10 protein-coding genes are annotated in these 13916 nt (G+C 46.4%); 5 read left to right on the top strand and 5 right to left on the bottom strand.

Going from position 1 to position 13916, the window contains the following annotated elements:
* Positions 1 to 45: 45 nt before the first annotated feature.
* The 5 genes from Q4526_RS00255 to dnaA form a co-directional block, all read right to left on the bottom strand.
* Entirely contained in the window at positions 46 to 2859 is a 2814-nt protein-coding gene (locus Q4526_RS00255; RefSeq protein ID WP_215974699.1) for a TonB-dependent receptor, read from the bottom strand.
* Between the two features lie 520 nt (positions 2860 to 3379).
* On the bottom strand, positions 3380 to 5800 hold the full coding sequence (gyrB, locus tag Q4526_RS00250) for a DNA topoisomerase (ATP-hydrolyzing) subunit B (protein WP_215974698.1): 2421 nt from the start codon (positions 5798 to 5800) through the stop codon (positions 3380 to 3382).
* Positions 5801 to 5833: 33 nt separating this feature from the next.
* Complete coding sequence (recF, locus tag Q4526_RS00245) at positions 5834 to 6940, bottom strand: DNA replication/repair protein RecF (RefSeq protein ID WP_215974697.1); 1107 nt, start codon at positions 6938 to 6940, stop codon at positions 5834 to 5836.
* A 10-nt stretch (positions 6941 to 6950) separates the two neighbouring features.
* Positions 6951 to 8054: a DNA polymerase III subunit beta gene (gene dnaN, locus Q4526_RS00240; protein ID WP_215974696.1), complete on the bottom strand. Its 1104-nt coding sequence runs from the start codon at positions 8052 to 8054 to the stop codon at positions 6951 to 6953.
* 52 nt (positions 8055 to 8106) lie between these two features.
* The gene (dnaA, locus tag Q4526_RS00235; protein WP_215974695.1) at positions 8107 to 9555 is read right to left on the bottom strand and encodes a chromosomal replication initiator protein DnaA; all 1449 of its coding nucleotides are present in this window, start codon (positions 9553 to 9555) and stop codon (positions 8107 to 8109) included.
* Between the two features lie 410 nt (positions 9556 to 9965).
* Here dnaA and rpmH point away from each other — a divergent pair, with 410 nt between their 5' ends.
* From rpmH to mnmE, 5 genes are all read left to right on the top strand, one after another.
* Positions 9966 to 10100 carry a 50S ribosomal protein L34 gene (gene rpmH / locus Q4526_RS00230; protein WP_215974694.1) on the top strand — a complete coding sequence of 45 codons (135 nt, stop codon included), beginning with the start codon at positions 9966 to 9968 and terminating at the stop codon, positions 10098 to 10100.
* Between the two features lie 121 nt (positions 10101 to 10221).
* Complete coding sequence (gene rnpA, locus Q4526_RS00225; RefSeq protein ID WP_215974693.1) at positions 10222 to 10596, top strand: ribonuclease P protein component; 375 nt, start codon at positions 10222 to 10224, stop codon at positions 10594 to 10596.
* On the top strand, positions 10548 to 10817 hold the full coding sequence (gene yidD, locus Q4526_RS00220) for a membrane protein insertion efficiency factor YidD (protein ID WP_368411077.1): 270 nt from the start codon (positions 10548 to 10550) through the stop codon (positions 10815 to 10817). Before rnpA ends, yidD begins: the two co-directional genes overlap by 49 nt.
* Positions 10818 to 10842: 25 nt before the next feature.
* Positions 10843 to 12498: a membrane protein insertase YidC gene (gene yidC, locus Q4526_RS00215; protein WP_215974803.1), complete on the top strand. Its 1656-nt coding sequence runs from the start codon at positions 10843 to 10845 to the stop codon at positions 12496 to 12498.
* Between the two features lie 19 nt (positions 12499 to 12517).
* Positions 12518 to 13876 (top strand): tRNA uridine-5-carboxymethylaminomethyl(34) synthesis GTPase MnmE, encoded by a 1359-nt coding sequence (gene mnmE / locus Q4526_RS00210; RefSeq protein WP_303609489.1) that lies wholly within the window; start codon positions 12518 to 12520, stop codon positions 13874 to 13876.
* Positions 13877 to 13916: the final 40 nt, after the last annotated feature.

Below are 13916 nucleotides of genomic sequence, written 5' to 3'. Positions count from 1 at the left end.
AAAAAAGCCCGGTATTACCCGGGCCAAAGCGAGGAAACAAACTCTTTAGAAATTGGCTCTTAAGCCAAAGGTATAAATTGCTCCGGTGTCTTCGTAACCAACAAATTGATTTTCGTAACGACCGTATTTATTCACAACCTCACCTGTAACATTGATACCCTCAATAAAGGCCGACATGTTTTCTGTAATGTTGTAGCTAAAGGAGAAATCTAAGGTTCCATACGCATCATAGTGAACCGGCTCGTTTGATGGGCCGTTAAACACTAAACCAAGAAAATCGGTGCGATAGTTATACGCTAATCGACCTTCATAGAGTTCGTTGCCGTAGAACAAAGAAACATTACCGGTATCACTCAGCCCAGGAAGGGCAAATTGCTCGGCATCACTCGCTTCGCTTAGGGTGGCACTGCTATCAACAAACGTATAGTTTGCCGTTACACCAACCCCTATATCGAATAAGTGCGTGATATTAATCTCTGCACCTTCAATCGTGGCAGACTTACTATTGTGTGGGCGAGTCACCATAAACTCTTGCCAGCTAGGGTCTTCAACCGCAACATTTTCTATGGTTTCCAATTGCGAGTACCGCACGATATAGTCATCAATGTTCTTTTGATAAAAAGCCAAAGATAAGATATCGGAATCGCCGTAATAGTACTCGAACGCCAAATCATAGTTGGTTGATTTATACGGCTTCAAATCGGGGTTGCCACCCATGGCGGTGCGCGTTGACACAGTGGTTGTTTGATAGGTCGTATAAGGTGCAAGAGCTGACAGAGTCGGTCGTGTTAGGGTTTCACTGACCGCTGCTCGAACATAAAGATCTTCTGTTACCTGCAAGGTAGCATTAAGAGACGGCAGCCAATTGTCGTAATTGCTGTCTATCGATACGGCGGTACCTGCAGCATCTGCGTAGTTCTGCACTAACCAGGGCGATGGTGGTTCGCCGGGTCCGGTAGATTCACGCTCCAATGATTCCAATACTTGAGAAGTGCCATCGGAGATTAACGATGTTTCGGTGTAACGCAGACCACCAACGAGCTCTAATGGCATCCCCATCAGGTTTACTTCGAAATCTAACTCAAGATAAGCTGAAATAACATCTTCTTCGATGACATAAGAATCGTTAGACTTGACCGCGGCCCAACTGTAGCCGTTTTCAATAAAGGCTTCTTTAGACGCTATACCGGTGGCTGTATCTGCTCGGGTTCGGCCATCGATATTTTCTGCCATCCACTCCCGATACGCCACGGGATCAATCATATAAACATCGGCGTTAAGGCCACCAAAATGGTCACCCGACTCCTGTACACCGGTAATAATGCTATCGTAATCAATCTCTTGCCCGGTAGCCAGGCCGTGGTACATACGACGGATCAATTCAGGAGTTTTCCAATATTCTGTCTGCTTCTCAGATATCGTGTTATTGATGCCGAACTTCACGCCTTGTAAGTATTCACCATCGGCGTCCCAAGCAAAGTCCAACTTAAACTCATCGTTAGTACCTTTGTTATACACACCATCATTCGAGGTAATACGCGCCCTCAGGTCTTGCATATTTTGGCTGCCCATCTCGGGCTTAATGGCGTCTTCGTCACGATACTCATAGGTCGGAATTCCGCCATCTGAGGTCATAATGTAGCCAGGGCGGTTAAGAAATTCGGCAATATACAAGCGATCCAAACCGCGGTTATCCAACTCCGCCTCTGAGTGTGCTATATCAGCCGTCATCACTAAATCATCGGTGATATACCACTCAGCGTTAAAGCCGCCAATAACCGATTCGGTCGGTCTCTCTTTCGTGGTTAACAGGTGGGCGTAACCAGTAATATCATAACCTTCGTCGTAACCATGGTTAATTACTTGGTAAAAGCCGTTCTCATCCACCACATTTTGGTCTGACAAAGTAGGCGCCCAAAGATACGAACCGGTCGAATACTCAGTAGATGATGTGCTGTAGTCTGAATAAATAACATCAGCGGTTAAAGTCAGGTTTTCCGTCGGTCTGGCCTGAAAGACGAGGTTGCCACCAACTCGCTCACGAGTCACTTCTTCGCTGCCGGCGTAAATGCTTTGAATACGGTAGGTGTCTTCTTCTAGACCATCGCCTGAGTAGGCATAGCCACCACCCCAACCTTCACTTGGCGTGGTAAAGCTAAGAAACGGCTCTAGATTTGTATTGGCAATGTGTTCATTTCTAACCACATACTCTAACGTGTTTCGTTTTTGGTAGGTCATTGACGCCAAAACACCAAACATGCCGTCATTGAACGTATTGCTGATAATAAAAGAGCCTTGCGGACTGGTCTCTTCACTGTTCTCTTCGTACTGCCCTTTTAAGCTGCCTGCGAACTTAAAACCATCAAAATCAAATGGACGTGCGGTGACAATATCAATCGTTCCACCTAAACCACCTTCTTTCAAGCCTGGTGCCGACGTCTTAAAGACATCAACAGTGCTCACCAATTCGGAGGCCAGGGTATCAAAACTAAAAGCCCGCTCTTCATTTTCAGAAGCTGGTGTACGGCCGTTTATTTGTACCGCCGTGAAATCTGGGCCAAGCCCTCGAATACTGACAAATCGACCTTCACCGCCATCTCTATCAATTGCCACACCGGGTACACGCTGGAGTGAGTCGGCGATATTATTGTCTGGGAACTTACCCAGATCTTCAGCCGAGATACCATCTGAAATCAAAGATTGATCACGCTTTCGATCAATACTGCGTTCAATACTGCTTGCGATACCTCGTACGATTACTTCCTCGAACAGCACCTCTTCTTCTTGAGCCATACTGGCTACTGGTGCCACCGACAAGGTAGCTAGTATTGCTACCGAAAGCTTTGAATGTTTAAACATCGAATTCTTCTCCCCAAAGTAGTGCCTGATCATAAGACTTTGTCTTAGGCATTTTTGTCATCTGATTCAGGCTCACGAAACCGTTGTGTTGGCAATAGCTCTCCTTGCAATTGATAATCCGCTTTCCACTCAATAGTCGCGACTCAGTTTCGCTTTTTCGTAAGAATTGACCCGACCCACTTTAAACAAATAAATGACCCAACCGTAAACCATTGAAATTAAAAGAATTTTAAAATTTGGTTTATTATTCGGGATTTGAAAAAAATTCAGGAAGATAGTCTGTTTTTAATATAGGGAATATTCTGGCAGGTATTTGGGCTATATTTTGGCCCTATAATCGAGCTTTTATAGCCTGCAGTTAAATAACTGCAAATAAAAATAGAGCTTTGATAGACAGGTTGGCAGGCTTGAACGTATTCATGATTGAGGGTGTTTGGCCCAAACCTTCCCCCAACAAAAACTGTTTAGAGGAAGATTTTGGCCATTAAAGCACGCCAAAAATAATGTAGTTAGTACTTACTTACACATCCAGATTGGCCACTGCCAGTGCGTTAGTTTCAATAAATTCACGACGTGGCTCAACGTGATCACCCATAAGTGTCGTGAAAATTTGATCGGCAGCGATAGCATCCTGAATAGTCACTTTAAGCATTCTACGGCTCTGTGGGTCCATTGTGGTTTCCCACAATTGCTCTGGGTTCATTTCACCCAGCCCTTTATAACGTTGGATAGAGTAACCGCGAGTAGCCTCTTTCATGAGCCATTCTAAACCAGCATCGAATGTGTCGACTTCTTGAGTTTTCTCACCGCGTTTGACAAAGGCGCCGTCCTCCAACAAATTATCGAGCTTCTCACCTAAGCCTACAATTGCTCGATATTCACCGGATGCGAAGAACTCGTGATTAAATGGATACTCCGCAGCTACACCATGCTCAATGATCTCCACATGAGGCAAATAAAGATGGCGCTCTTGATCCTCCCGCACGGTCAATTCGTAGCGATCGGCACCCGCTTTGTGGCTGTTGTGGAACTTAGATGCTAGCTTTTCGCACCATTCATTCATAACCTGCTCATCACCTAGGTTTTCAGGTGATAATGAAGGCATATAAATCATTTGCTCAAGCACTTCTGGTGGGTACAAACGCGATAGACGCTCAATGGTCTCCATCACGCTGCGATATTCACGCACCAAGTTTTCAAGTTGCTCACCGCGTATACCTGGATCATCGCTGTTAACATGAAGACTTGCACCTTCAAGGGCCGCTTGGGTCAAAAAAGCGATACGGGCGGGTTCATCTTTTAAATATTGCTCTTGCTTACCCTTGGCAATTTTATACAAAGGAGGTTGGGCAATATAAACATGACCGCGCTCAATCAATTCGCGCATTTGGCGGAAGAAAAAGGTCAGCAACAAGGTGCGAATGTGCGATCCATCAACATCAGCATCCGTCATAATAATGATACTGTGATAGCGCAGCTTTTCCGGGTCAAACTCAGTTTTACCAATACCACAACCCAACGCAGTAATCAGAGTACCTACTTCAACGCTGGACAGCATTTTATCGAATCGCGCTTTCTCGACATTTAGAATCTTACCTTTTAGTGGCAAGATGGCTTGGGTTTTTCGGGCACGGCCCTGTTTGGCGGAACCGCCAGCAGAATCACCCTCCACCAGGTAAAGTTCTGATAGCGCTGGGTCTTTCTCTTGGCAGTCTGCCAGTTTACCCGGTAACCCGGCTATATCCAGTGCGCCTTTACGGCGTGTCATCTCACGGGCTTTACGGGCCGCCTCACGAGCGCGGGCCGCATCGATCATTTTACCCACAATTTGCTTGGCTTCGGCTGGGTTTTCCAACAGGAAATCAGCCAAATTATGACTCATTTCCTGCTCTACCGCGGTTTTCACCTCAGAAGAAACCAGCTTGTCTTTGGTTTGCGATGAGAACTTAGGGTCGGGTACTTTTACAGAAATAATCGCTGTTAGCCCCTCTCGTGCATCATCACCTGTGGTGCTGATCTTAGCTTTCTGCGCCAAGCCCTCTTTTTCAATGTAGGTATTTAAACCCCGCGTCAATGCAGCCCGAAAGCCTGCTAAGTGAGTACCACCATCGCGCTGAGGAATATTATTGGTGTAACAGAATATATTTTCCTGGAAGGAATCGTTCCACTGCAGGGCAACTTCTACTGCAATGCCGTCTTCTCGCTGGTCAGTAAAGTGTACAACCTTATTGATTGGGGTTTTATTGGCATTAAGGTGCTCCACAAAGGCACGCAAACCACCTTCATATTCGTACACTTCTTCTTTACCACTGCGCTCATCTTTTAGAACGATACGCACACCGGAGTTTAGGAACGACAGCTCGCGCAGACGCTTAGCCAAGAGTTCAAACTCGAATTTGATATTGCTAAAGGTGTCAGCGGAAGGCTTAAAATGAATTTCTGTTCCCGTTGAGGTTGTTTCACCCACAACCGTTAGGGGCTTTTGTGGTACACCGTGCTGATAGACCTGCTCATGTACGCTGCCACCGCGGCGGATGGTGAGCTTTAGTTCTTCTGAAAGAGCATTAACCACCGAAACACCCACACCGTGTAAACCACCTGACACTTTATAGGTGTTGTCATCAAACTTACCACCGGCGTGCAATACGGTCAGAATGACCTCTGCCGCAGACACACCCTCTTCATGCATTTCAGTGGGGATGCCACGACCATTATCTGATACCGAAACTGATTCATCGGGGTGTATGACAACGCGAATTTCTGAACAAAAGCCTGCCAATGCCTCATCAATGGAGTTATCCACCACCTCAAAGACCATATGGTGCAAACCCGTGCCGTCGTCTGTGTCCCCAATATACATACCCGGTCGCTTACGTACGGCATCAAGGCCTTTTAGCACCTTAATACTGGACGAGTCATAATTGGGTTTATCGTCTGACATAGTAGGTTTACTCCGCTTATTAGTAAGGCTGGCTTATTCCGTTTCAGATAGCGCCAGTCGCTCTTCGTGTTTTATCTCTCCGTGTTCCACGTGGAACACTTTAATATCCCGATCAACCATCTTTCCCCAAGGTTCTGACAGAGCTAACACATCAACCCCTGTCACAAACACCTGGCAATTAAGCTTGTTAATCCAATTAACCATCAGAGTTTGATACTTATCATCTAACTCAGAGGGCAAATCATCGACTAACAATATACAATTCTTTCCACTTGTTTGCTGAAACACCATGCACTGAGCAAGGATTAAGGCGCAAACCAGCAGTTTCTGTTGGCCCCGTGACAGTACTTCTTCAGCTTTATGGGAGCCTACTTTGATTTTGATATCCGCCCGATGGAAGCCAGTGCCTGTAAAGCCTTGTTTCTTATCGCGGTCAAAATGCTGCTCTAAGATATCCAGCAGATTACCAGTGGTGTCCCAACCTTGCTCAAGCTCTACCGTAAGAGATTCAATCTGAACAAACTCTTCCACTAGTGACAAGAAAACGGCTTTGAATTGATCAAATGCACAGCAGCGATAATCAGCTAACAGCTGGCTGAGCCCCGCCAACTCTCTATCCCAAGGATGAAACTCAGCATAGGGTATTCTATCACGACGCAGCATTGCATTCCGTTGTTTTAAACACCGGCTGGCATTCTTCCAGGTGATGAAGAAGCCAGGTTCCACGTGAAACACTAACCAATCGAGAAGTTGACGTCGTTCTTTTGGCCCACCTTCTATCAACCGGAAAGTATCACTGTTAATTACCAACACCGGTAAAGAGCGGGTTAATTCAGCCAGTGAAGCTATCCTTGAGCCATTAACCTTAAACTGAGAATCACCACGTCGTGGACGGGTAATACCAATACTGGCTGCACTTGATTTTCCAAAGACTGTTAATTCAGAGGCGCTTTCATTAATAAGCGGCTTAATTTTATGGCTGCGGAAAGAGCGCCCGAGGCTCAACAAATAAACTGACTCCAGTAAAGATGTTTTACCAGAGCCGTTCTGACCATAAAGAAGATTGATATCGGGTGAAGGCTGGACGTCGACCTGTAACAAATTGCGAAACTGGGTGACCAACAGCCGCTGGATAGGCATATTCTAAGTCTTAGAGCCTCATAGGCATAACAACATAGAGAGAGTCGCCCTCTTCAGGCTCCTCTAGCAAAGCACTGCTATTAGCATCTGAGAGAGTGATCTTAATCGCATCACTGTTCAGTACATTGGCAACATCTGTCAGATAGCTGACATTGAAGCCCACCTCAAGAGAGTCTCCAGCGTAATCAACGGTTAGTTGCTCTTCAGCTTCTTCTTGTTCGGGGTTGTTCGCTACAATTGTTAGCTGGCCGCTATCCAGCAACAAACGTACACCACGATACTTTTCATTGGATAGAATAGCCGTGCGAGAAAAGGCTTGTTTTAATTCACTGCGTGAGCCGTACATAATCTTATCGCCACCACGCGGTAATACTCGTTCGTAATCTGGGAATTTACCGTCTACTAGTTTGGAGGTAAATGTATATTCATGGGATGCCACGCGAATATGATTCGCGCTCAGTACAACATCCACCAACTCTTCATTGTCATTCATTAGTCGAGCAAGCTCTAACACGCCTTTACGGGGCAGGATAGCCTGTACCAACTCAGAGGTGTTGATTCCCAGAGCTCGTGTGCACATTGCCATACGATGGCCATCAGTGGCCACTACTCGCAACTGATCTTGCTGAACTTCCCATAACATACCGTTTAGGTAGTAACGGACATCCTGTTGAGCCATTGCAAAAGCAGTTCTATCAATAAGTCGCTTTATCTCTCCTTGTTGTGCACTAAACTGCAAATCACCGGGACCATCCTCAACATTGGGGAAATCATTGGCTGGCAAGGTAGATAGGGTAAAGCGGCTACGGCCACTTTTTAATAAAATTCGGCTCTCTTCCTCAATTAACTCCACCACAGCGTCATCCGGCAATGAGCGAACAATATCCACAAATTTTCGGGCCGGTACAGTGATTTCACCATCAATTCCAGGAGCTTCCAGCTCTACCCGACCGACAATTTCCACCTCTAGATCGGTGCCCGTCAGGGACAGCCTATTCCCCTCTAGAACCAACAACACATTGGATAGAACAGGTAAGGTCTGGCGACGCTCAACAACACCCGCCACCAGTTGCAGGGGTTTGATCAATGCCTCTCGCGATACGACAAATTTCATGTGATGGTCTCTTGTCTTAGTCCTTGAATATAGGGCTTACTGATTGATTGGTTTAAGAGGTTAAAGAACGTAGCAGATTTTTCATATCTTCTCTGATATCTGCATCTTCTTCTTCCAACTCTTTAATTTTACGGCAGGCATGTAAAACGGTTGTATGGTCGCGCCCACCGAAAGCTTCACCAATCTCAGGCAAACTGTGATTGGTTAACTCTTTCGCTAATGCCATAGCCACCTGACGCGGCCGGGCAACTGAGCGACTGCGCCGTTTAGATAACATATCCGCGATTTTAATTTTGTAATACTCACCGACAACCCGCTGAATATTATCCACACTCACTTGTTTATCTTGCAGTGCTAGTAAATCCTTCAGGGCCTCGCGTACCAGCTCTACATCAATCGATCTTCCTGTGAAGTGAGCACTCGCTATCACTCTTTTTAGTGCACCCTCTAGCTCACGTACATTTGACCGAATCCTCTGCGCGATAAAGAAAGCCGCATCATCAGGTAAATCGACCTCAACTTGCTGGGCCTTTTTCTTTAAAATAGCCACTCGCATTTCGAGCTCAGGGGGTTCTACCGCTACGGTTAACCCCCAACCAAAGCGAGATTTAAGCCGCTCCTCTAAGCCGTGTATCTCTTTTGGATAACGGTCACAGGTAAGAATAATTTGCTGGCCACCTTCCAATAGCGAATTAAAAGTGTGAAAGAACTCTTCCTGAGAGCGCTCTTTACCCGCAAAAAATTGAATATCATCAATTAACAATGCATCAACAGAACGATAGTAACGCTTAAAGTCATTAATGGCATTTAATTGCAGTGCCTTTACCATATCCGCCACAAAGCGTTCAGAGTGTAAATATATAACCTTAGCATTGGGATTTTTCTGCAGCAGTGCATTTCCCACAGCTTGCATCAAGTGAGTTTTACCCAGCCCAACTCCACCGTAAATAAAAAGTGGGTTGTAAGCACCACCGGGGTTTTCTGCTACTTGTCTCGCGGCTGCTAAACCCAACTGGTTAGATTTACCCTCGACAAAACTTTCAAAACTGAAAGCTCGATTGACATTATTTTGATGCTTAAGCGCCCCCTCTACATCTGGCCTGGAAGCCTGTATTGGCGGTTGCGGGGGAGGAGCAGTCACTGAGGCATTATGAGCAACAGGGGTTGTCTCAGGCGCTGCTGCCGCTGGGGCAGGATTAGACTGCGTCGCTGTTGGGGCCGGTCGACGCATAATAGCGGGGTTGCCACCAGAGCGATTGCCCACCCCTACATCAATAGTAAGTGATGGTTCGTCTTGGTACTGAAGAGCGAGTTCAGATATTCGGGCTAAAAACTTCTCTCTAACCCAATCACAAACAAATCGGTTAGGCGCAAGAATACGCAGGCTGGCACCATCAGCGCCCCCCTCAACCTTTAACGGTCGAATCCAAGTATTAAATTGTTGCGATGGCAACTCATCCTGAAGACTGGAAACGCAAAATTCCCACACCGATTCCGGCAAAACTAACCCCCAATATTATTCACAAACACCTTGCTACAACGTTTGGTGCTCGCCTTAGAACTCACTAGTTTACCTTGCCAAAAGCTAGTTATCCACACCAAAGAACAAAAATCTATCCAGATCAGTAAAATCAAGGTAAATTGTTAATTTTAAGAGGTTTTATGCAGGTTATAAAAAAGATTTACACAGGTTTATCCACAAAATACAACAACCTCACTAACAACCATCTCTCAATAACAACCCAGTGGATAACCCCGTGAAAAACTGTGTAAACAAAGTATATAAACCCTGTATAGATAAATTTATAACTCATTAAGGATTAAGCATTGATTTTGCTAGTGTTCTTCTATAAAATCGCCGCCTCTTTTTCGCACACTGTGTGATCAATACAGGTATCGGTAGGTTAACCCATGAAAAGAACATTTCAGCCCAGCGTATTAAAACGCGCACGTAGCCACGGCTTTCGTGCTCGTATGGCCACCAAAAACGGTCGTGCAGTATTGGCTCGTCGTCGCTCAAAAGGTCGTAAAAGCTTAAGCGCCTAATTAAGCCTGAGACTGCGCGTGATACAAAAGGCACCGCTGTAGCGTCTTCATTATATGATGAAGCACTACACCGGTGCCTTTTGTGTGTGGTCAGTTTTCAATTTAACGAGGTCGCAGCCCTGTGAGCTCGAATGCCTTTAGCAAACAACAACGTTTATTGAAGCCCGCTCAATTTAAGGCGGTATTTGATGACGCACCCTTTCGTGCCTCACATCAGCATATATTGATGCTATCTCGCAGTAACGATGATCAAACAGCCCGCCTTGGACTGGTCATCGCAAAAAAGAATATCCGCTTCGCTGTTGATCGCAACCGAGTTAAGAGATTAATTCGGGAAAGTTTTCGTCAGCACCAACAACATTTATATGGGTTAGATGTTATTGTACTGGCTCGCCGGGGATTGGCCGAGTTAGACAACGAGCAAATCTTTAAGCTACTGGCCAAGCAGTGGCGGCGTTTACAACACAAAAAAGCTCAACAAGAGGCCCAATCGTGAGCTGGCTTGCCATTAAATGTATCCGACTCTATCGATATTTATTGAGCCCATGGATCGGCAATCAATGCCGCTTCTACCCCAGTTGCTCACACTATGGTGAGGAAGCCATAATGACTCACGGTTTTATAAAAGGGTCTTATCTAACAGTCAGCCGCCTATTAAAATGCCACCCTTGGCACCCGGGTGGTATAGACCCAGTTCCAACTAAAACCAACAATTAACCACTAACCAATGGCAAACATTAAAATGGATTGGCAAAAGAATCTGTTAATCGCGGCAATGGTCGCAGTAATCGTGCTCCTGGTGATACGCTGGGAAGAGTTCCAAGAACGGCAAGCCGAAACAACGGCTGAAATTGCCGAGGAGCAAGTCAACAGCCCTAAAGACAGCGATATCCCTGCAGTGGTTAGTGGCGATGTACCCGTTACCGAGATACCCGGCCAGGCCTCACCAGAAATTACCAGCACTCAGGTAATTCGCGTGACAACCGACACCTTGAAAGTCGCCATTAACCCCACTGGCGGTGATATCACCGAAGTTTCGCTGCCTAAGCACTACGCCGAAATAGATACCCCAGACCAACCTTTTGTGCTGGTAAACAATCGTGGCAGTAAAACCTACACCGCACAGAGTGGCTTAATAGGCCCTAACGGTACCGACAGCTCTGACGGACGCCCAGTATTTACCGCAAGCGATACTCAATATCAAATGAGCGAAGGTCAAGACACCTTACAAGTTGACCTGACGACTAAACAGGACTCAGTAACAGTCACTAAGCGATTTACCTTTTATCGAGGTGAGTATCGAGTTGAAGTTAGCTACCTGATTGAAAACGGGAGCAGCGAAAACTGGCAAGCCGCCTTATATGGTCAAATTAAACGCGACAGTCACGAGCCTGACACGGCCAATGGTTTTGGTATGCAGCCTTTTGTCGGTGCCGCTTTAACAACCAATGATGAACGCTATAAGAAATTTTCTTTTGATGATCTGGAAGAAAAAAGTTTCAAAGCCAGTGTTCAAGGTGGCTGGGTATCCATGGTTCAGCACTACTTTATCAGCGCTTGGATTCCCGCCGCCGAAAGCCAAAATCAGTATTACTTACGCCAACAAGGTAGTCAGGATATTTACTTAATGGGCTTTACCTCACCGATGACGACAGTCGCTCCAGGTGAATCCCAAGCTATAGCGGTTCAGTATTACGCCGGCCCTAAAGACACCGAAGCTCTAGAGGCAATAGCTCCGTATTTAGACTTAACCGTGGATTATGGTTGGCTATGGTGGATGGCCAAGCCATTATTCGGTGTGTTGAAGTACATTCATGAGATTATTGGTAACTGGGGTTTATCAATTATTGCCCTGACAATTATTATTAAAGCAATTTTCTTTAAGCTAAGTGCCACCAGTTATAGGTCTATGGCCCGTATGCGTAAACTTGCTCCTAAAATGAAGGAGCTAAAAGAACGCCACGGTGATGATCGACAAAAAATGTCGCAAGAGACAATGAAGCTCTATCGCGACGAAAAAGTGAACCCTCTGGGCGGTTGTTTACCCATGTTAATCCAGATGCCAGTGTTTTTGGCGTTGTATTGGGTACTGATGGAGTCGGTTGAGTTACGCCACACACCTTTCTTGTGGATTCCAGATTTGTCGATTAAAGATCCAATCTTTGTCTTGCCGCTGTTAATGGGCTTTACCATGTGGCTCACCATGCGACTCAACCCAGAGCCACCAGACCCAACTCAAGCCAAAATTATGAAGTTAATGCCGGTGGTGTTTACCTTTATGTTCTTGTGGTTCCCGGCCGGTTTAGTTCTGTACTGGGTAACTAACAACACCCTGTCGTTCTTGCAACAGATGGTTATTACCCGACAAATTGAAAAGTCGGACAATGCCAGCACATAGACGATAAGGTGATTTCATGGTGTTAACGCCTTCTGACACCATTGCCGCCGTTGCGACCGCTACCGGTCGCGGCGGTGTCGGTATTATCCGGGTGTCCGGTCCACAAGCGGCCGCTATAGCCTCGGCTATTACCCAGAACACTTTACAACCCCGTCAAGCGCACTACTTACCCTTTATTGATGCCGAAGACCGAGAACTCGATCGGGGCATAGCATTGCTCTTCAAAGGCCCAAACTCCTTTACCGGTGAAGATGTACTCGAACTGCAAGGGCACGGTGGACCGGTTGTCTTGGGCTTACTGCTAGAGCGGGTCAAACAGTTAGGAGCACGCCAGGCACGCCCTGGTGAGTTCTCAGAGCGAGCCTTCCTTAACGACAAGTTAGATTTAGCCCAAGCCGAAGCCATAGCCGACCTAATTGAGGCCAGTTCAGAGCAAGCCGCGCGCAACGCACTAAACTCACTGCAAGGGTTGTTCTCCAACCAAGTCCATAAATTGGTGGAATCTCTGATAGCTCTGCGCATCTATGTAGAGGCCGCTATTGATTTCCCAGAAGAAGAGATCGACTTTCTTAGTGATGGCAAGGTAGCTGGTGACCTGGATCAGATTAACGAGGCTCTGACCGAGTTAATCCAGCAAGCGAGACAAGGCCAATTGGTCCGCGATGGTATGCAAGTGGTCATCGCTGGCAAACCCAATGCGGGTAAGTCCAGCCTCTTAAACGCACTGGTAGAAAGAGACAGTGCAATTGTCACAGACATCGCCGGCACCACTCGCGATGTACTCAAAGAGCATATACATATCGACGGTATGCCACTACATATTATCGATACCGCAGGTCTGCGCGAAGCGTCCGATCAGGTAGAAAAAATAGGTATCGAAAGAGCTTGGGCTGAAATAGAAAAAGCCGATCGAATACTGCTGATGATCGACACACTCGATGCAATTAACCACCCTGAATGGCAACCCGAGAATGTATGGCCAGAATTTACCGAGCGTTTAAAGCATTCCGATAAAGTCAGCGTCATTTACAATAAAGTCGATTTAGCAGACAGCGCTAAACTCCCTGCCAACGCACTGGCAATAAGCGCTAAAACCGGCCAGGGGCTCGATCAACTAAAACGCCATCTAAAAGATTGTATCGGCTATCAGAGCACCACCGAGGCAACCTTCACCGCCAGGCAAAGGCACATAGACGCCCTATTGTCTGCAGAGAGCTGCCTTAAACAAGGTAAAGAGCAATTACAAGTACACGCCGCTGGCGAGCTACTGGCTGAAGATCTGCGCGATGCGCAAAATCATTTGTCGGAAATCACCGGAGAGTTTTCCTCCGATGATTTACTGGGGCGCATATTTTCCTCTTTTTGTATAGGGAAATAACGGTCTGAGGTCTGAGGTCTGTCCACAGCGTCCGACATCA

Source organism: Gilvimarinus sp. 2_MG-2023 (assembly GCF_030547685.1).
GTDB lineage: Bacteria > Pseudomonadota > Gammaproteobacteria > Pseudomonadales > Cellvibrionaceae > Gilvimarinus.
This window is presented reverse-complemented; position numbering and strand designations above follow the sequence as displayed.

Bases quoted from the DNA above. Each gene is read 5' to 3' on its own strand.
- dnaN (WP_215974696.1), bottom strand. From the start codon at position 8,054: ATGAAATTTGTCGTATCGCGAGAGGCATTGATCAAACCCCTGCAACTG.
- yidC (WP_215974803.1), top strand. From the start codon at position 10,843: ATGGATTGGCAAAAGAATCTGTTAATCGCGGCAATGGTCGCAGTAATC.
- rpmH (WP_215974694.1), top strand. From the start codon at position 9,966: ATGAAAAGAACATTTCAGCCCAGCGTATTAAAACGCGCACGTAGCCAC.
- recF (WP_215974697.1), bottom strand. From the start codon at position 6,940: ATGCCTATCCAGCGGCTGTTGGTCACCCAGTTTCGCAATTTGTTACAG.
- gyrB (WP_215974698.1), bottom strand. From the start codon at position 5,800: ATGTCAGACGATAAACCCAATTATGACTCGTCCAGTATTAAGGTGCTA.
- Q4526_RS00255 (WP_215974699.1), bottom strand. From the start codon at position 2,859: ATGTTTAAACATTCAAAGCTTTCGGTAGCAATACTAGCTACCTTGTCG.